The sequence below is a fragment of the Pseudomonas taeanensis MS-3 genome, assembly GCF_000498575.2.
Taxonomy (GTDB): Bacteria; Pseudomonadota; Gammaproteobacteria; order Pseudomonadales; family Pseudomonadaceae; genus Aquipseudomonas; species Aquipseudomonas taeanensis.
This window is the reverse complement of record NZ_AWSQ01000001.1, coordinates 1,176,976-1,193,732: the sequence shown is the minus strand read 5'-3', so window position 1 is coordinate 1,193,732 and position 16,757 is coordinate 1,176,976. Positions and strand designations below refer to the sequence as shown.

Annotated in this window: 23 protein-coding genes and 2 pseudogenes; 15 read left to right on the top strand and 10 right to left on the bottom strand. The window is 63.1% G+C overall.

What is annotated here, in order from left to right; all coding sequences use genetic code 11:
* The first annotated feature begins 12 nt into the window (after window positions 1–12).
* The 9 genes from ubiE to TMS3_RS05125 all read left to right on the top strand — a co-directional run bounded on the left by ubiE (window position 13) and on the right by TMS3_RS05125 (window position 5,931).
* On the top strand, window positions 13–783 hold the full coding sequence (gene ubiE / locus TMS3_RS05165; RefSeq protein ID WP_025164188.1) for a bifunctional demethylmenaquinone methyltransferase/2-methoxy-6-polyprenyl-1,4-benzoquinol methylase UbiE: 771 nt from the start codon (window positions 13–15) through the stop codon (window positions 781–783).
* Window positions 783–1,403: a ubiquinone biosynthesis accessory factor UbiJ gene (locus TMS3_RS05160; RefSeq protein WP_025164187.1), complete on the top strand. Its 621-nt coding sequence runs from the start codon at window positions 783–785 to the stop codon at window positions 1,401–1,403. The genes ubiE and TMS3_RS05160 overlap by 1 nt, the downstream gene beginning before the upstream one ends.
* Window positions 1,400–2,989: a ubiquinone biosynthesis regulatory protein kinase UbiB gene (gene ubiB, locus TMS3_RS05155; RefSeq protein WP_025164186.1), complete on the top strand. Its 1,590-nt coding sequence runs from the start codon at window positions 1,400–1,402 to the stop codon at window positions 2,987–2,989. Before TMS3_RS05160 ends, ubiB begins: the two co-directional genes overlap by 4 nt.
* A 66-nt stretch (window positions 2,990–3,055) precedes the next feature.
* A complete protein-coding gene (hisI, locus tag TMS3_RS05150) occupies window positions 3,056–3,457 on the top strand; it encodes a phosphoribosyl-AMP cyclohydrolase (RefSeq protein WP_025164185.1) in 402 nt (133 codons plus the stop codon).
* Complete coding sequence (locus tag TMS3_RS05145; RefSeq protein WP_025164184.1) at window positions 3,450–3,782, top strand: phosphoribosyl-ATP diphosphatase; 333 nt, start codon at window positions 3,450–3,452, stop codon at window positions 3,780–3,782. Before hisI ends, TMS3_RS05145 begins: the two co-directional genes overlap by 8 nt.
* Before the next feature lie 24 nt (window positions 3,783–3,806).
* Complete coding sequence (gene tatA / locus TMS3_RS05140; protein ID WP_025164183.1) at window positions 3,807–4,040, top strand: twin-arginine translocase TatA/TatE family subunit; 234 nt, start codon at window positions 3,807–3,809, stop codon at window positions 4,038–4,040.
* Between the two features lie 12 nt (window positions 4,041–4,052).
* Complete coding sequence (tatB, locus tag TMS3_RS05135; protein ID WP_025164182.1) at window positions 4,053–4,421, top strand: Sec-independent protein translocase protein TatB; 369 nt, start codon at window positions 4,053–4,055, stop codon at window positions 4,419–4,421.
* Window positions 4,418–5,227 carry a twin-arginine translocase subunit TatC gene (gene tatC / locus TMS3_RS05130; RefSeq protein WP_025164181.1) on the top strand — a complete coding sequence of 270 codons (810 nt, stop codon included), beginning with the start codon at window positions 4,418–4,420 and terminating at the stop codon, window positions 5,225–5,227. Before tatB ends, tatC begins: the two co-directional genes overlap by 4 nt.
* Window positions 5,224–5,931 carry a 16S rRNA (uracil(1498)-N(3))-methyltransferase gene (locus TMS3_RS05125; RefSeq protein ID WP_025164180.1) on the top strand — a complete coding sequence of 236 codons (708 nt, stop codon included), beginning with the start codon at window positions 5,224–5,226 and terminating at the stop codon, window positions 5,929–5,931. The genes tatC and TMS3_RS05125 overlap by 4 nt, the downstream gene beginning before the upstream one ends.
* Before the next feature lie 41 nt (window positions 5,932–5,972).
* Here TMS3_RS05125 and TMS3_RS05120 read toward each other — a convergent pair whose 3' ends face one another.
* Window positions 5,973–6,476 carry a winged helix-turn-helix transcriptional regulator gene (locus tag TMS3_RS05120; RefSeq protein WP_025164179.1) on the bottom strand — a complete coding sequence of 168 codons (504 nt, stop codon included), beginning with the start codon at window positions 6,474–6,476 and terminating at the stop codon, window positions 5,973–5,975.
* 100 nt (window positions 6,477–6,576) lie between these two features.
* Here TMS3_RS05120 and TMS3_RS05115 point away from each other — a divergent pair, with 100 nt between their 5' ends.
* Both TMS3_RS05115 and TMS3_RS05110 read left to right on the top strand, forming a co-directional pair.
* Window positions 6,577–7,305, top strand: a complete 729-nt coding sequence (locus tag TMS3_RS05115) for an SDR family oxidoreductase (protein ID WP_025164178.1) — start codon at window positions 6,577–6,579, stop codon at window positions 7,303–7,305.
* Window positions 7,306–7,430: 125 nt separating this feature from the next.
* Window positions 7,431–8,024: a 2-hydroxychromene-2-carboxylate isomerase gene (locus TMS3_RS05110; RefSeq protein WP_025164177.1), complete on the top strand. Its 594-nt coding sequence runs from the start codon at window positions 7,431–7,433 to the stop codon at window positions 8,022–8,024.
* Here TMS3_RS05110 and TMS3_RS05105 read toward each other — a convergent pair.
* Window positions 8,021–8,605, bottom strand: coding sequence for a TetR/AcrR family transcriptional regulator (locus TMS3_RS05105; RefSeq protein WP_025164176.1), 585 nt, complete (start codon window positions 8,603–8,605; stop codon window positions 8,021–8,023). The two genes, TMS3_RS05110 and TMS3_RS05105, sit on opposite strands and share 4 nt — an antisense overlap.
* 96 nt (window positions 8,606–8,701) lie before the next feature.
* Between TMS3_RS05105 and TMS3_RS05100 the strand changes: the two genes are divergently transcribed.
* Together TMS3_RS05100 and TMS3_RS05095 are read left to right on the top strand one after the other, a co-directional pair.
* The gene (locus TMS3_RS05100; RefSeq protein ID WP_051394184.1) at window positions 8,702–9,199 is read left to right on the top strand and encodes a DoxX family protein; all 498 of its coding nucleotides are present in this window, start codon (window positions 8,702–8,704) and stop codon (window positions 9,197–9,199) included.
* Between the two features lie 66 nt (window positions 9,200–9,265).
* A complete protein-coding gene (locus TMS3_RS05095) occupies window positions 9,266–9,688 on the top strand; it encodes a UPF0158 family protein (protein WP_025164174.1) in 423 nt (140 codons plus the stop codon).
* A 34-nt stretch (window positions 9,689–9,722) separates the two neighbouring features.
* Here the strand turns inward: TMS3_RS05095 and dtd are convergent, their stop codons facing one another.
* On the bottom strand, window positions 9,723–10,160 hold the full coding sequence (dtd, locus tag TMS3_RS05090) for a D-aminoacyl-tRNA deacylase (RefSeq protein WP_025164173.1): 438 nt from the start codon (window positions 10,158–10,160) through the stop codon (window positions 9,723–9,725).
* A complete protein-coding gene (gene pip / locus TMS3_RS05085) occupies window positions 10,157–11,128 on the bottom strand; it encodes a prolyl aminopeptidase (RefSeq protein ID WP_025164172.1) in 972 nt (323 codons plus the stop codon). Before pip ends, dtd begins: the two co-directional genes overlap by 4 nt.
* A gap of 88 nt (window positions 11,129–11,216) precedes the next feature.
* Between pip and TMS3_RS05080 the strand changes: the two genes are divergently transcribed.
* Complete coding sequence (locus tag TMS3_RS05080; protein WP_025164171.1) at window positions 11,217–11,651, top strand: hypothetical protein; 435 nt, start codon at window positions 11,217–11,219, stop codon at window positions 11,649–11,651.
* Between the two features lie 36 nt (window positions 11,652–11,687).
* On the opposite strand, the gene TMS3_RS05075 is transcribed toward TMS3_RS05080, so the two are convergent.
* Together TMS3_RS05075 and TMS3_RS24515 are read right to left on the bottom strand one after the other, a co-directional pair.
* Entirely contained in the window at window positions 11,688–13,610 is a 1,923-nt protein-coding gene (locus TMS3_RS05075; RefSeq protein WP_025164170.1) for an autotransporter domain-containing SGNH/GDSL hydrolase family protein, read from the bottom strand.
* A 173-nt stretch (window positions 13,611–13,783) separates the two neighbouring features.
* Window positions 13,784–14,070: pseudogene (locus tag TMS3_RS24515) on the bottom strand (N-formylglutamate amidohydrolase); the annotation flags it as partial.
* Between the two features lie 51 nt (window positions 14,071–14,121).
* Between TMS3_RS24515 and TMS3_RS25890 the strand changes: the two are divergent.
* A pseudogene (locus TMS3_RS25890) lies at window positions 14,122–14,204 on the top strand (hypothetical protein); the annotation flags it as partial.
* Between the two features lie 12 nt (window positions 14,205–14,216).
* Here the strand turns inward: TMS3_RS25890 and TMS3_RS05070 are convergent.
* The 4 genes from TMS3_RS05070 to TMS3_RS05055 form a co-directional block, all read right to left on the bottom strand.
* Window positions 14,217–14,774 (bottom strand): lipocalin family protein, encoded by a 558-nt coding sequence (locus TMS3_RS05070; RefSeq protein ID WP_025164169.1) that lies wholly within the window; start codon window positions 14,772–14,774, stop codon window positions 14,217–14,219.
* Between the two features lie 10 nt (window positions 14,775–14,784).
* Entirely contained in the window at window positions 14,785–15,039 is a 255-nt protein-coding gene (gene bamE / locus TMS3_RS05065; RefSeq protein WP_025164168.1) for an outer membrane protein assembly factor BamE domain-containing protein, read from the bottom strand.
* A gap of 68 nt (window positions 15,040–15,107) precedes the next feature.
* Entirely contained in the window at window positions 15,108–15,710 is a 603-nt protein-coding gene (locus tag TMS3_RS05060) for a DUF924 family protein (RefSeq protein ID WP_025164167.1), read from the bottom strand.
* 3 nt (window positions 15,711–15,713) lie between these two features.
* Window positions 15,714–16,721, bottom strand: a complete 1,008-nt coding sequence (locus TMS3_RS05055; protein ID WP_025164166.1) for a class 1 fructose-bisphosphatase — start codon at window positions 16,719–16,721, stop codon at window positions 15,714–15,716.
* Window positions 16,722–16,757: the final 36 nt, after the last annotated feature.

The window sequence follows — 16,757 nt, the reverse complement described above, 5'->3', positions numbered from 1 at the left end:
GGAAAGGGCGACATGAACGATCCGCGCAAGAGCAGCGACAGTGAACCCACCACCCACTTTGGTTTTCAGGATGTGCCGGAAAGCCAGAAGGCGCAGAAAGTCGCCGAAGTGTTCCATTCGGTGGCGGCCAAGTATGACCTGATGAACGACCTGCTCTCCGGCGGCATGCATCGTCTGTGGAAGCGTTTCACCATCGAACTGTCCGGTATTCGCAGCGGCAACCGAGTGCTCGACATCGCGGGCGGCACCGGCGACCTGACCAAACAATTCGCGCGCTTGGTCGGACCAACTGGCGAAGTGGTGCTGGCCGACATCAATGAGTCGATGCTCAAGGTCGGTCGCGACCGCCTGCTCGACCGTGGCGTGGCCGGCAACGTCAAATTCGTCCAGGCAGACGCCGAGAAGCTGCCGTTCCCGGACAACCACTTCGACTGCGTGACCATCGCCTTCGGCCTGCGCAACGTCACCCATAAAGAAGACGCGATCCGTTCGATGCTGCGCGTGCTCAAGCCCGGCGGCCGTTTGCTGGTGCTGGAATTCTCCAAACCATCCAGTGCCCTGCTGGAAAAGGTCTATGACCGCTACTCCTTCAGCTTCATGCCGCTGATGGGCAAACTGATCACCAACGATGCCGAAAGCTACCGCTACCTCGCCGAGTCGATCCGCATGCACCCGGATCAAGACACCCTCAAAGCGATGATGGTCGAAGCCGGATTCGAGCGTGTCAGCTACCACAACATGACGGGCGGCATCGTCGCCCTGCACCGCGGCATCAAGCCCTGATGCTGCTGAGCGGGCTGCTGGCCGGCGTCGAACTCGGTCTCAATCGCGTGCTGGCGATGGATAGCACGGCGCTGCCACGCCTGGCACGGCTGAGCGGTCGGGTCATCGCGGTCGACTGCCAAGCGCCGGCGCTCAGCCTGTTTATCCTGGCCGACGGCCAAGGTCTACGCCTGGCCTCGCAATGGGCCGGTGAGGTCGACTGCCGCCTACGCGCGCCAGCGGCCAGCCTGCTGCGTCTGGCCACCCGCAAAGACAAGAGCGCGGTGTTGCACAGTCCTGAGGTCGACCTGGAAGGCGACAGCGCCGCCCTGCTGGAGCTCGCCAGCATCCTCCAGGACCTCGAGCTGGACTGGGAATACGAACTGTCGCGCTGGCTCGGCCCAGTCGGCAGCCAGTTACTCGGCAGTCATCTGCGCAGCCGTGCCAACTGGGCGAACCAGACCCTCGACAGCCTGCGCCTGAACCTCACCGACTACCTCAGCGAAGAATCGCGTAACCTGGTTGGCCGGCGCGAGGCCGATGCGCGGTTCGCCGAACTGGATAGACTCAAGCTCGCCCTCGAGCGCATCGATGCACGCTTCGAGCGCATCGCCCAACGCCATGATAAGCCCACCGCATGAAGCTGCTTGCCGTCCGCCGCCTGTTCCGTATTCAACGCGTAGTGATCCGCTATCAGCTGGATGATCTACTGCTGACCCTGCCTCTGCCGCTATGGATGAGAGTGGTGCGTTATGTGCTGCCGTGGCGCTGGTTACCACGCAGAAGCTTGTCGCTGTCGCGCGGCGCACGCCTGCGCCTGGCCCTGGAAGAACTCGGGCCGATCTTCATCAAATTCGGCCAACTGCTCTCCACCCGGCGCGACCTGTTGCCAGGGGATATCGCCGATGAATTGGCCAAGCTGCAGGATCAGGTGCCGCCCTTCGACCCGGATCACTCGCGGGCGCTGATCGAGGCCCAACTTGGCGCTAAGGTCAGTGAAGTGTTCGCTCGCTTCGACAGCAAGCCGCTGGCTTCTGCCTCGGTGGCACAAGTACATGCCGCCCAGCTGAAGAGCGGCGAAGAAGTAGTGGTCAAGGTCATTCGTCCAGGCCTGGGACCGGTCATCAAGCAGGACCTGGCCTGGTTGTTCCTGCTGGCCAAACTGGCCGAGCGCGCCTCCACCGATGCCCGGCGTCTGCGCCCGGTGGAAGTGGTCAGTGACTACGAGAAAACCATCTACGACGAACTCGACCTGCTGCGCGAGGCGGCCAACGCCAGCCAACTGCGGCGCAATTTCGAAGGCTCGCCGCTGCTCTATGTGCCGCAGGTGTACTGGGAACTGTGTCGGCCCAAAGTGCTGGTCATGGAGCGCATCTATGGCGTCCAGGTCACCGACCTCGCCACCCTGGCCGACCAGCGCACCGACATGAAACTGCTGGCCGAGCGCGGCGTGGAGATCTTCTTCACCCAGGTGTTTCGCGACAGCTTCTTCCACGCCGACATGCACCCCGGCAACATCTTCGTCAGCACTCGCCAGCCGTGGAGCCCGCAATACATCGCCATCGACTGCGGCATCATCGGCAGCCTGACGGCGGAAGATCAGGACTACCTGGCACGCAACCTGCTCGCCTTCTTCAAACGCGATTACCGCCGCGTGGCGCAACTGCATATTGATTCGGGCTGGGTGCCGGCGCATACCAAGGTCAACGATTTCGAGGCGGCGATCCGCACCGTCTGCGAACCGATCTTCGAGCGGCCGCTGAAAGATATTTCCTTTGGCCAGTTGTTGCTGCGTCTGTTCCAGACGGCGCGGCGCTTCAATATGGAAGTTCAGCCACAGCTGGTTCTGCTGCAGAAGACCCTGCTGAACATCGAAGGCCTGGGCCGCCAGCTTTACCCGGACCTGGACCTGTGGAGCACCGCCCAACCGTTTCTCGAACGCTGGATGCGCGAACGGGTCAACCCGCTGCACCTGTTGCGCAACCTTCAGCTGCAGGCCGAGCAGGTACCACACCTGTCACAGATGGCCCGTCACACTCTGGAACGTCTCAATCAACCGACACCCGCGACACAACCCCAGTCCGTGAGTGGCTGGCAATGGCCAGCCCGCTTGCTCGGTGCCCTGCTTATCGCCGGCGCAGTCACCCTAGAGCTCGCGCCCAATCTAGCTGCCTGGCCGAGCTGGGTGATGCTCGCCGGCGGTCTTTATCTGGTGCTGCGCCGATAGCCACGCCCGAGTCGCACTGGCACACTAGGTTTATACCCAACAGGCCCGTGATGGGCGGAAGTACTGATGAACGACTGGCTCGACGAAATCAACTGGAACAGCGACGGCCTCGTGCCGGCGATTGCTCAGGACCACCAGACCGGCCGCGTCCTGATGATGGCCTGGATGAACCGCGAAGCCCTGGCCCTGACCGCCAGCGAACAGCGCGCGATCTACTGGTCGCGCTCGCGCGGCAAGCTGTGGCGTAAGGGCGAGGAATCCGGGCATGTGCAGAAGTTGCATGAACTGCGCCTGGACTGCGATGCCGACGTGATCATCCTCAAGGTCGAGCAGCTCGGCGGCATCGCCTGCCACACCGGGCGGGAGAGCTGCTTCTACCGGGTGTTCGAGAAGGGCACATGGAAGAGCGTCGACGCCGTGCTCAAGGATCCGCACGCCATCTATGCCACAGGACACAGCCATGACTGATACTCTGAGCCGTTTGGCCGAAGTACTGGAAGCGCGCAAAGGCGCCGCCGCCGACAGTTCCTACGTCGCCAGCCTGTACCACAAGGGTCTGAACAAGATTCTCGAGAAAGTCGGCGAGGAGTCGGTGGAAACCATTCTCGCCGCCAAGGACGCAGCCGTCAGCGGCGACTGCAGCGACCTGATCTATGAAACCGCCGATCTGTGGTTCCACAGCATGGTCATGCTCGCCGCCCTCGGCCAGCATCCCCAGGCGGTGCTGGACGAGCTGGATCGACGTTTCGGCCTGTCCGGACATGCGGAAAAAGCCGCACGCCCGCAAACCTGATCAACCTACTACGGAGTACACATCATGGGATTCGGTGGCATTAGCATTTGGCAACTCCTGATCGTCCTGCTGATCGTGGTCATGCTGTTCGGCACCAAGCGCCTGAAAGGCCTGGGCTCCGACCTCGGTGACGCGATCAAGGGCTTTAAGAAATCGATGGGCAACGAAGCAGAGGACAAGCCTGCGGTGGACGAACCCAAGGGTCAGACCTTCGACGCTCAAGCGCGTAAAGTCGAAGACCCGGCGAAAAAAGACTAAGAGCCGACCTCCATGTTCGATATAGGCTTTACCGAACTGCTGCTGGTCGCCCTGGTTGCCTTGGTAGTGCTCGGCCCCGAGCGCCTGCCGGGTGCCGTGCGCACGGCCGGGCTGTGGATAGGCCGGATCAAACGCAGCTTCAACTCGATCAAGGCCGAGGTCGAACGCGAAATCGGCGCGGACGAAATCCGCCGCCAGCTGCATAACGAACATATCCTCGAGCTGGAGCGGGAGATGAAAGCGATGAAGCAGGATATCCTCACCCCCAGCGCCAAATCCGAGCCCACGCCCGAGTCGACCCAGACCACCGCCCCCCCCCCAGCAACGGCGGAGGCCACGACAGCGACCGCTGCCAGTCAGGATAAAACCGCACAACCATGAGTCGACTAACGGAAAGCGACCAGGAAATGCCCCTGGTCTCGCACCTGACCGAGCTGCGTACCCGACTGCTGCGCAGTGTCTGCGCGATTTTTCTGCTGTTCGCCGGGCTGTTCTACTTCTCCCAGGACATCTACGCACTGGTGGCCGCGCCGCTACGCGCCTATTTGCCGGCAGGCGCGACGATGATCGCCACCGGCGTCGCCTCGCCCTTCCTCACACCGTTCAAGCTGACCCTGATGGTCGCGCTGTTCCTCTCGATGCCGATCATCCTGCATCAGATCTGGGGCTTTATCGCGCCGGGCCTGTACAAGCACGAAAAGCGCATCGCCGTGCCGCTGCTAATCTCCAGCATTCTGCTGTTCTACGGCGGCATGGCTTTCGCCTACTTCGTGGTATTCCCGATCATGTTCGGCTTCTTCGCCAGCGTCACCCCGGAAGGCGTGGCGATGATGACCGACATCGGCCAGTACCTGGACTTCGTCCTCACCCTGTTCTTCGCCTTCGGCGTGGCCTTCGAGATCCCGGTGGCGACCTTCCTGCTGATCTGGGTGGGCATCGTCGATGTCAAAACCCTGCGCAAGAGCCGCCCCTATGTGGTGGTCGGCTGCTTCGCCATCGGCATGGTACTGACACCTCCGGATATCTTCTCCCAGACCCTGCTGGCCGTGCCCATGTGGTTTTTGTTCGAGGCTGGTTTACTGTTCGGCGCCATGGTCAAACGCCGCGACGAGCATGCGTCCGAAAGCGAAGAAACCGATGACGCCGAGCCAGAATCCAACGATCAACCGCCCGCTGCCCAGCCGTGAACCTGCTGCTGCTGGAGGATCAGGATTTCGTCGCCGCTGACCGCATACACCTTAGCGGCCGCCGCCTCAAACACCTCAACGAAGTACATCGCGCCGAGGCGGGCGACAGCCTGCGGGTCGGTCGACTGAACGGCCTGATGGGGCGCGGCCAATTGCTGCGTCTGGATGGCCAGGAGGCCGAGCTGCAGGTCGAGTTCGACCAGCCGCCGCCGACCAAACTGCCGCTCACCCTGCTGCTGGCCCTGCCCCGGCCGAAGATGCTGCGCCGCGTGCTGCAAACCGTCAGCGCCATGGGTGTACCCAGACTGATCCTGTTGAACAGCTACCGGGTCGAGAAGAGTTTCTGGCAGACGCCGTTTCTGCAACCCGAAGCGATCCGTGAACAGCTGATCCTCGGCCTGGAACAGGCCCGCGATACCGTGTTGCCGGAAGTGATCATCGAGAAACGTTTCAAGCCCTTCGTCGAAGACCGCCTAGGCCAACTGGCCGCCGGCAGCCTCGGCCTGATCGGTCACCCCGGTGCCTACCCGGATTGCCCACGGGCGGTCGAACAGCCGGTGACCTTGGCCATCGGACCGGAAGGCGGCTGGATCCCCTACGAAGTGGAAAAACTGCAGGAGGTCGGCTTACAGCCCGTGCAGCTCGGCGCACGTATTCTGCGCGTGGAAACCGCCGTGACCGCGCTGCTGGCACGGCTGTTCTAGGGTTCAAGCGGCGACGTTACAGACCCGGAGTACCTCCGGCGCTAGAGAACATCTTCAGCTTGCCGGGCCTGCCAATGCCCCGGCAATAACTGCCCCTTCAAGGCAGGCGCCTCCTCCAACCGCACGTCCCGCGGCGCCAAGGGCTCGCCACATTCGGAACACACCAGCACGCCGTGCATGGCCGCGCCGCAACTGCGGTGCACATGCCGAATCGGCGCACCCTCTTCCCCGCTCATATGCCGATCGCCCCAATTCACCAACGCCAGCACGGCCGGATAAAGGTCGCGGCCCTTCTCGCTCAGGCAGTATTCCTCACGCAGAGGCCGCTGCTGATAAGCCACCTTGCTCAACACCTCGGCCTCGACCAACTTCTTCAAGCGATCGGCCAGCACATGCCGGGTGATCTGCAGGCGCCTCTCGAAATCATCGAAGCGGCGTATCCCCAGAAAGCTTTCGCGCAACACCAGCAGGGTCCAGCGGTCGCCAACCACCGACAAGGTACGCGCCAGCGAACAGGGTTGTTGAGCAAGGTCTTCCCAGCGCATAAGCCAATCTCCAGCAATCGATGGCTCACCATAGCTTGACAGGTTCTAAATTGGAACTGACTATCATCCAGGTTCCAAAAAAGAACTAAGGGGAAAAGTGATGAACCAACGCAAAGCAATCCTGGTCATGGGCGCCGGCGATGCCACCGGTGGCGCTATCGCCAAGCGCTTCGCCCGCGAGGGGTATGTCGCCTGCGTCGCCCGCCGGCATGCGGACAAACTGCAACCGTTGGTCGAGGCTATCGAGGCCGAAGGCGGTACTGCACGCGCCTTCGGCTGTGATGCTCGGGTCGAGGAGCAGGTGCAGGCGTTGTTCGCCACCATCGAGCAGGATGTCGGCCCGCTGGAAGCCGTGGTGTTCAATATCGGCGCCAACGTGCAGTTCTCCATCGGCGACACCACCGAGCGGGTCTATCGCAAGGTCTGGGAAATGGCCGCACTGGCCGGTTTCCTCACCGGTCGCGAGGCCGCACGAGTGATGCAGCCACGCGCGCGCGGCACCATCATTTTCACCGGAGCCACCGCCTCGCTACGCGGCCGAGCCAATTTCTCCGCCTTCGCCGGCGCCAAGTTCGCCCTGCGCGCGCTGGCCCAGAGCATGGCGCGCGAACTCGGCCCGCAGGGTATTCACGTTGCCCACCCGATAATCGACGGCGCCATCGACACCGCCTTTATCCGGGAGACCTTCCCCGAGCTTTACCAGCGCAAAGAGCAGGACGGCATCCTCAACCCCGAGCACATCGCCGAGACGTACTGGCAGATCCACTGCCAACCGCGCGACTGCTGGGTCCATGAGCTGGACCTGCGGCCCTGGACGGAAACCTTCTAGCTCTGACCTCTCAGCTTCATTGCGTAGCCCGGATACAATCCGGGGAGCGGTGGTGAGGCTAGAAATTGTTCCCGGATTGCATCCGGGCTACGGCTTATCTCGAACCCGACAGGCAGGAAGATGCTATGAGCAACAAGGTAGAATTCTTTTTCGATTTCGGCAGCCCGACCAGTTACCTGGCCTGGACCCAGTTACCCGGCATCGCCACAATGGCGGATGCGCAGATCATCTGGCGGCCGATGCTCCTCGGCGGGGTCTTCAAGGCCACGGGCAACCAGTCGCCGGTGAGTATTCCGGCCAAGGGACGCTACATGCTGCAAGACCTGGCGCGCTTTGCCAAACGCTACGGCGTCGCCATGAACTTCAATCCGCACTTCCCGATCAATACCCTGACACTGATGCGTGGCGCCGCCGGCTACCTCGACACGCCTCAGCTACAGCCCTACCTGCATGCGGTCTTCGACGCCATGTGGGTGCAGCAGAAAAACCTCGGCAATCCCGAAGTGCTCGCCGAGGTGTTGACCACCGCCGGCCTGGATGGCGCGGCGTTCGCAGCCCTGGTCAACGATGAAGCCGTCAAACAACGGCTGAAAGACACGACCGAGGAAGCGGTCAAGCGCGGCGTCTTCGGCGCACCGACGTTCTTCGTCGACAAGCAAATGCACTTCGGACAGGATCGCCTCGACTTCGTCGCCGAGGCCCTGGCGCAACCCGCCTAGAGGCTCTCGGCAAACAGCCGGGTCACGCGCTGACTGAGCTCGGTCGCACTCAGATCGCCGCACATGGCCTCGCTCAGCTGCTGATCCAGCAGCAACTGAGCGAGGCCATGCACCAGGCTCCAGGCCGCCAGTGTCGCCACCACCGGATCACGCGCTGGCGCCGCAGCGCGCACAGCCTGTCCGAGCAACTCGTAGAGTTCAGTCGCCGCCAGCTGCAACTCGGAGTAGCGCGCCTTGTCCAGTGCCGCGGAAAACATCAGGGCAAAACGCCCAGGGTGCGCGAGAGCGAACTCGACATAGCGCTGCCCCAGCGCGGCCAGGCCCTGCGCCCCGCTCGCGCGCGTCCAGTCGGCCAGGTCATGAAAGGCTTGGGCCGCCAACGCCGCCAGCAGGCTGTCACGATCGGGAAAGTGCCGATAGGGCGCGTTATGCGAAACACCAGCGCGGCGCGCCACCTCACGCAGACTGATGGCGGCCAGGCCGCCCTCGGCGAGTAGCTGCGCGGCAGCCGCTAATAACGCAGCCCTCAAATCGCCATGGTGATAGGGCCGCGCAGGCGCATCTTGATCTCGTGTTGACATTGACAACATCTCCTCATATGTTGGCTTTGTCAACATTATGCCGGACGGTCAGCCAACTGCACCAGCCGACAGCTTAGATCGCCCTGGAGGTTCGCCATGCTATTCGTCGCTCTGCTGATTGTCTTGGCCGTACTCGCGGCGCTGGCCGACCGCCTTGGCGCGCCTGCCTTGCATAATTGGCCGGCGCGCATGCGCCTGGCCATGACGCTGGCGCTGCTGTTCGCCGGCAGCGATCACCTGCTCAACCCGCAACGTTACCTGCCGATGCTGCCTGACTTTCTGCCCTATCACCTGGAGCTGGTGCTATTCACCGGGCTCTGCGAATTGGCGGGCGCCATCGGTCTGCTGCTGCCGCGCTGGCGGCGCTGGGCGGCGATCGCTCTAGCGGTGTATTTCGTCTGCGTATTTCCGGCGAATATCAAAAACGCCCTCGACGGTCTGAGCGTCGAGGGTCTGCCAGCGGCGACCTGGTACTACTGGTTACGCCTACCCTTTCAACCGCTGATCATATTCTGGGCGCTGTATGCCGGCGAGGTGGTCGGCGCCAGACCTGGCCCGTTGCCGGCTAGACGAACCGCGCCAGTGGCCCGCTGAACAGTTGACCAAATCGCCTGCCGCCGGGTTATGGTTAGGCCAGTCAATTCCTTGGAGTCCAAGACCATGCGCCCCATGACCATTGACCTGCCGCGCATCGAGCGGGCCCTGCTCAGCGTGGACGACCTCGAGCACTTTCTCGACCTGCAAACCGGCAGCGTCCTCACCGTCGCGCCCGGCGACCCGGTGCCGGGCGCCGATGAAAAATACGACGTCCAGCCAGAACGTTACCTGCCCATCCAGCCCTTGCCACTCAGTGCGGCCCTGGCCATGCGCGAGGCCTTTCTCTACAGCCTGCACGACCCCCACGCGCATACAGCACTGAGCCAGGCATTGGCCGGGCGCAAGCCGCTACGCACCTTCGACTACCAGCTGCAACGGCTACCGCAGGCACGCCAGGCATGGCTCGCGCATCAAGCCGAGCACATCCGTGAGGAGGTCGTGGAGTGGCTGGAAAGCAACGGCCTGGAACTGGCGCCGACTGGCTAACGCACGGCAGAGCACGACTGCGCTCGAGCTGCGCTCAGCTTTCCAGGAGAAAGGTCACCGGGCCGTCATTGACCAGATGCACCTGCATCTCGGCACCGAAGCGCCCCGTAGCGACCTGCGGGTGCTTGGCCTGCGCTTGCTCGACCAGCAACTCGAACAGCTCGGCGCCCAGGGCCGGTGGCGCGGCGCTGGAGAAGCTCGGTCGCAGCCCACTCTTAGTATCGGCAGCCAGGGTGAACTGCGACACCAGTAACAGGCCGCCGCCGACATCGCCGAGCGACAGATTCATCTTGCCCTCGACATCGCTGAACACGCGGTAGTTGAGCAGCTTGTGTACCAGCTTGGCGACACTCGCCGGGGTGTCTTGCGGCTCGACACCGACCAGCGCCAACAGGCCTTGATCGATGGCCCCGACCACCTCCCCGGCGACCTCCACCCGCGCGCAGCGCACGCGCTGGATCAGTGCCTTCATGCTTCGTCCGGGGACAAGTTGAGCAAGCGCCGGGAGATCTGGTTGGCCGCGCGCACCAACGCGTCGGTAATCCCGGTTTCCGAGGCCGCATGACCGGCATCGCGAATAATCTGCAGCTCACTGTTCGGCCAGGCCTGATGCAGCTCCCAGGCGTTATCCAGCGGGCAGATCACGTCGTAGCGGCCATGCACGATCACCCCGGGCAGGTGGGCGATTTTCGGCATGTCGCGGATCAATTGATCGGGCTCGAGGAAGGCATTGTTGACGAAGTAGTGGCACTCGATGCGGGCAATCGACAGCGCCCGGTGCGCTTCGCTAAAACGGTCCACCACCTGCGGGTTCGGCCGTAGCGTGGCCGTGCGCCCTTCCCAACTCGACCAGGCCTTGGCCGCATGCATCTGGGCAATCTGATCGTTGCCGGTCAGGCGTTTGTAGAACGCCTGCATCAGATCGCCGCGCTCACTCACGGGAATGGGCGCGAGGTAATCCTGCCAGTAATCGGGGAACATGCGGCTGGCGCCTGCCTGGTAGAACCACTGGAACTCCTGCGGCCGACAGAGGAAGATGCCACGCAGAATCAGCGCATGGACCCGCTCGGGATGGGTCTGCGCGTAGGCCAGCGCCAGGGTCGAGCCCCAAGAGCCGCCAAACAGCACCCACTTGTCGATACCCAGGTGCTCGCGAATACGCTCGAGGTCGGCGACCAGGTCCCAGGTCGTATTGTTTTCCAGGCTCGCGTGCGGGGTGGAACGGCCACAGCCGCGCTGATCGAAGGTGACGATACGGTACAGGTTAGGGTCGAAGAAACGCCGACTGAGGGCGTCGCAACCCGCACCGGGGCCGCCATGGATGAACACCACTGGCAGCCCATCCGGCGAACCACTTTCGTCCACGTAGAGCACGTGCGGAGCCTCTACCGCTAGCTCATGGCGGGCGTGGGGTTTGATCTCCGGATACAAAGTCTGCATGGTGCGCTCCCGTGTCTTGGCCTACGGTCCCTGTTGGGCGCCGCTCAGATGCTCAACCGGCATCATAACCATGAATCAGGAATTCGGCATGTCAGTCCGGCAATTCGCCCTACCTTTAATAATGTTTTTTGCTCTGTTGGCTGGCTGCAGTGACCGCGAAGATCTGCAAGTCGCACTGGAAGCCGCCGTGCAACAGCTGCAAGACAATCTCGAAGACAAACAGACCGGCGCGGTACTGCAGCAGCTGCACCCGCAATTCAGCGCCCAGCAAACTTACGAGCGCGACTGGGCCAAACGCACCATGACCCTGCTGTTCCTGCGCCACCAGAACATCAAGGTGCTGGCACTCAGCAAACACAGTCAGATCGACCCGACCTACCGCGACAAAGGCCACAGCGAGGCGCAGATCGCCCTGACCGGCGCCGAAGGCCTGATCCCCGATAGCGCGCGGCACTACAGCGTCGCACTGGAGTGGTGGCTGGAGGGCGACGAGTGGAAACTGGCGCGGCTGAACTGGCAGTGAGGCCACCGGCGCCCTCAAGCGCAGGTGGCCTCGGACTTACAAGTCCCAGTTGAGCGACAGGTTGACGCCGTGCTGGCGGTCATCGGTGCCGCGGAACTGGTAGGACGCGCGCAGTTGCAGGGTCTCGGCCAGCGCATGGCTGATGCCCACGCCGGCCAGGGTCTGGCCACTGGCAGGCGTATGGCCCTGCAGCTCGAAGCGATTGCCGGCAACCGAGTTGAGGCCCAGACGCAGGTCACGCGAGTCGTCCTCGAACTCGCGCTCGCGGGCGATTTCGGCGAACACCTGGGTCGCAGGGGCGAGCTGGTAGTTCATCTGCAACCCCAGGCCCAACCGCTTGCTGTCGCGTTGCTGGTCGCCATAGTTGAGTGCGGTGGCGCTCATGCCGCGCTCGCGATAGCCGTCCACGTCGACCTTGGCATAGTCGGCGCTGATGAACGGACTGACCCGCCAACCCGTGCCGGCATTGGCTAGGTCATAGCCCAGGCGCCCGGACAGGGCCCACAACTGACCATCGGTGTCAGCTTTTTCGCTGCGTTCGGCAATGCCCAGGGCGAACTGCCGGTTGAGGTCGCTGTAGTCCAGATGGCCCAGGCTGATACTGCTATCGGCCCACACTCGCCCGTACTGGTATTGGGCGAAGGCACTGAGCAAGTAGCTGCGCAGGTCGTACTCGGAGTCGGCTTCGCCCGCCTCGAGCGCCTGCTCCTGCAGACCCAAGGCCAGCCCCAGGCGCCACTGCTCGTTCAGGCGATAGCTGCTGCCCAGGTTCACGCCCAGGCCCGTGCTGTCGCCGTCGGCCACCGCCTGGTCACGCTGGAACTGCTGGCGTTGGCCGCTAGCGGCGACGAAGCTGCGCCACTGGCCCACGGCCTGCCAGGCGCCGCGGTCGGCCTGCCATTCGCTGCGCAGCTGTTGCTGGTGCGCGTTGAGGCTGGCCATGGCCATTTCCGGCAGCAGCGACACCTGCCACGGCGCGCCAAGAATCGAGTAGATGTAGTCGGCGCTGATCTGCTGCACCGCCGAGGTGGGGTGCACGCCGTCATTGAACATCAGCCGGTCGGGATTCGGCGTGAGCCCGCCCAGGCCCCAGGTCGGGTCGGCCAGGCAGCTGTCACCGCTGAAGCAGACATCGGTCTGGCTGACCAGCGGATCGAAGCCGTAGCTCGCCAGGTCGCCCTTCACCTCGCTCAACAGGCCGCGGAAATTCAGGCGGATGACATTACCGCCGAGGGCCGCGAGCTGGTTGCCCAGTTGCTCGTTGAGCAATCCCGAGGCGTTCGACCAGGCCGCGCGGAACCCCGAGGCGAAACCGGCCGGGGTCAGGCCAACATCCGGCAAGTCCGACACGATGATGGTGCGCGCACCCGCCGCTTGCAGCGCCGCGACCCCGGCGACCAGGTCGGCCGCCGCAGCGGCGGCGCTGGCCTGGTCAGTGACCACAAACTGCAGCACATCGTTGCCGCCACCGTTGACGTAGAACAGGGCATTGGGATCGACGCGCGGTACATCCACCAGGTAGCCATTGCGGGTGCGAATGGTGCCACCGCCGGCATTCACCACCGAGCCGTTGAGCGCGGTGATCGAGGCGAGGATCTGATCGGTGCGGTAGCCGCCCACCGCATAATTACTCCCGTCCGGGTTACCGGTGAGCACCTGCGGCAGGATCGGGGTCGAGGGCAAGGCCTGCAGACCGAGCAGGGCCGCCAGGCGCTGGGTGGACACGGCGTCGTAGTACTCGGTGTTATTGGGCAAAAAGCCGGGGCCGGTACGGTTGGTGAAGCGCAGGCCTCCGGTAGGGTTGCCGCCCAACAGCGGACTGCCGATATCGGGGAACTGGCCGCTGTCGCTCAGCGAGTCGCCGAAGATCACCAATTGCGAGTAGGGCATGGCGTGGGTCGCGGCCGGCAGGCCAGCGAGCAGTACAGCGGCGGTCAGGGTTTTCAGGGAGGGGGTCATGGCTGCTCCTTCTTATTGTGATTGCCGTAGGGCAAGCGTAGAAGGTTATCGCGCACTGCCCAGGGCGACGCTCACCCAAATGGGTGGCGTGGCCCTGCAGATGCTGCGGCGCGCAGCCAAAGAGCCCGGACTAGCGCCCGGAGCAACTGGCGGATGACTGCCTGAGTCGGTTAGGCGAGGTCCTCGCAGTAATCGAGGGGCGGCTGTTCGTCCATGTAGTTGCACTGGGCCAATCCAGCTGCACGGCGTGCCTGTGCTGCTGCGGCTGGCCGTAATGACGGGTGATGTGGCCGCCTTTGAAGCGCCCGCTCAGCGCATGGCTGTAGCCCTGCGCCTGGGCACAGACCGGGCGGAGTCGCTCGGCCACGTCGCTAGAGCTGCTGTTGCTGTTGCTGTTGCTGTCAAAATTGAAGTCGGGCAAACGCCCGCCGAAGAGCGTTGGCACCTGCGAGCGGATCGAGTCAGATCGAACGGCGGCAACTGAGTCTCGCGCAGGCAAAAGAAGGCTCAAGGCCGAAGTCTGTACGACGCCGCCTGGCCGGTGGCGCCCAGGCACTGGGGCAACCGATTGGCGCGCTCGAGTCAGCTACTCGGTTAACGGAGCACTTACTGCGGGAGCTCGACATCCGGAGTGCGCCAGATCAGCCGAGCGGTGTCGTAGCCCTGCTTGCGCGCGACCTCCAGCAGTTTGTCGCGCAGGGCCGGCGCGACCTCCGGGCTACGTGCCAGCAGCCACAAGTAGTCGCGATTCGGGTGACCCACCAGCGCTGTCTGATACTCGTCATCCAGATAGAGCACCCAGTATTGGCCCCGACTCACGCCCGGCAGCAGGCTGCTGAACCAGTTATCGAAGCGCAGCCACAGCTTGTCAGTCTTACCCGCCACTTGTGGCACGGCCTCACCCTTGGCTTGCTGCCAGTGCCCGGCACGCGTGCGGCACCGATTGCTTACCTCAACTTGCTCATTACTGAGCAAGACATAACGCGCCTCGGACTGCGCACAGTGGCGCTGAAAAAACATCGGCAAGCGTGCCAGCTCGTACCAGGTGCCCTGGTAACGCTCTAGATCGACCCGCTCGACGGTTTCTGGCGGCACGGGTCCGGTGCCGGAGTTGGCGCAGCCAGCCAGCACTGCCGCAGTGAGTAAAGCGAGCAGCAGACGCACGTCCGACCCCTTACTTCAGCCCCTTGCCGGAGAACATCAGCACTTGATCGCCGGCGTATTGCACGCTGATAAAGCTATTGTCGTCGCCCCAGGTGCAACTCGAGATACCCAGTGCGCCTGAGCACTCGCTGGGGCCGCCGAGCAGGCCTTCGACCTCGGTCTTTGTCATCCCCGGCTTGAGCTTGGCGTAATTTTCCTGATTGACCTTGCTGCAAGCAGCCAACAACACACAGCACGACAGCAATACGAAATGACTCAACGACATGGTACAGCTCCTGAATAGAAGATGAGGGGCAGCTTGACACAGCGCCCCACGACTTGCCCGCTTGGACGTCAGAAGCCTGAGCCGGGTTCCCGCAAGAACGCCTGTTCGTCGGGGGTCGAAGCACGGCCGAGAATGCTGTTGCGATGAGGGAAACGGGCAAAGCGCGCGATCACCCGCTGGTGACGTTCGGCGTAGTCCAGATAACCGGCAAACAGCTGACGCTCAGCGGCCGCAGCCTGCTCATGCAGCTCAGCGAAGCAGGCCAGCGCCCGCTCCTGCTGCTCGAGGTCTTCGGCATGCTCGAAGACGATATAGACGAACACCCGCTGAATCGGCGTCAGCTGTATATCCCAGCCAAACCTCAGCCCCTCACGTACCAGCGCTTGAGCCTGCAAATCGCCGGAGAAAGCCCGAGGACTCTCGCGAAAGATCATTCGTGGCAGTTGGTCGAGCAACAGCACATTGGCCAACCAGCCTTCGGGGTGCACGTGCCAGGCATCCAGCTCGCCGGCCAGCGCCTGCTCGACCAGTTCAGCGAAACGCTCCTGCGCCTCGCTGTCCTGGCTGTCCTGCTTGCCGAACCAGAGTTTGTTGCGTGTCGCAGCCACTTCGCTCGCCGTTGTCGCGGCGCCGAACCACCAGTCGAGTAACGGTTGCCAAGGCTGCGTCATGGTTCACTCCTGATGGTAAGCGGTGACCCGCTCGACTTCCTGCTTGGAGCCGAGGAATACCGCCACACGCTGGTGCAGAGACGTCGGCTGGATATCGAGAATGCGCTGTAGGCCGTTAGTTGACGCCCCACCCGCCTGCTCGATGATGAAGGACATCGGGTTGGCCTCGTACATCAGGCGCAGCTTGCCGGGCTTCTCCGGCTCACGGGAATCGCGCGGGTACATGAACAGACCGCCGCGCGTCAGGATGCGGTGCACGTCAGCGACCATCGCCGCGACCCAGCGCATGTTGTAGTCCTTGCCCAGCGGGCCCGTCTTGCCGGCCAGCAGCTCTTCGACATAGCGTTTGACCGGTGGCTCCCAGTGGCGCTGGTTGGACATGTTGATGGCGAATTCCTGAGTGGTCTCCGGCACCCTCATGTTGTCATGGGTCAGCACGAAGCTGCCCAGTTCGCGGTCCAGGGTGAAGCCCTTGACGCCATTGCCCAAGGTCAGGATCAACATGGTCTGCGGACCGTAGATCGCATAACCGGCGGCGACCTGCTCGGTACCCGGCTGAAGGAAGGCCTCTTCGCCGAGATCACCGCTCTGGCCGTTGCGGTTCGGGCAACGCAATACCGAGAAAATGGTACCGACCGAAACGTTGACATCAATGTTGGATGAGCCATCCAACGGGTCGAACACCAACAGGTAGGCACCTTTCGGGTAACGACCGGGAATCTGATAAGCCTTGTCCATTTCTTCCGAAGCCATGCCGGCCAGGTGACCACCCCACTCGTTGGCCTCCAGGAGAATTTCGTTGGACAGCACGTCGAGTTTCTTCTGCACCTCGCCCTGCACGTTCTCGGTTTCCATGCTGCCGAGCACGCCACCCAGAGCGCCCTTGGACACCTGATGACTGATCGCCTTGCAGGCACGCGCCACCACCTCGATAAGGAAACGCAAATCGGCAGGGGTGTTGTGGCTACGGGTCTGCTCGATCAGATAGCGACTCAGGGTAACGCGGGACATGGAAGGCTCCGGGAAGGAAGAAAAATCGCGCGCAGT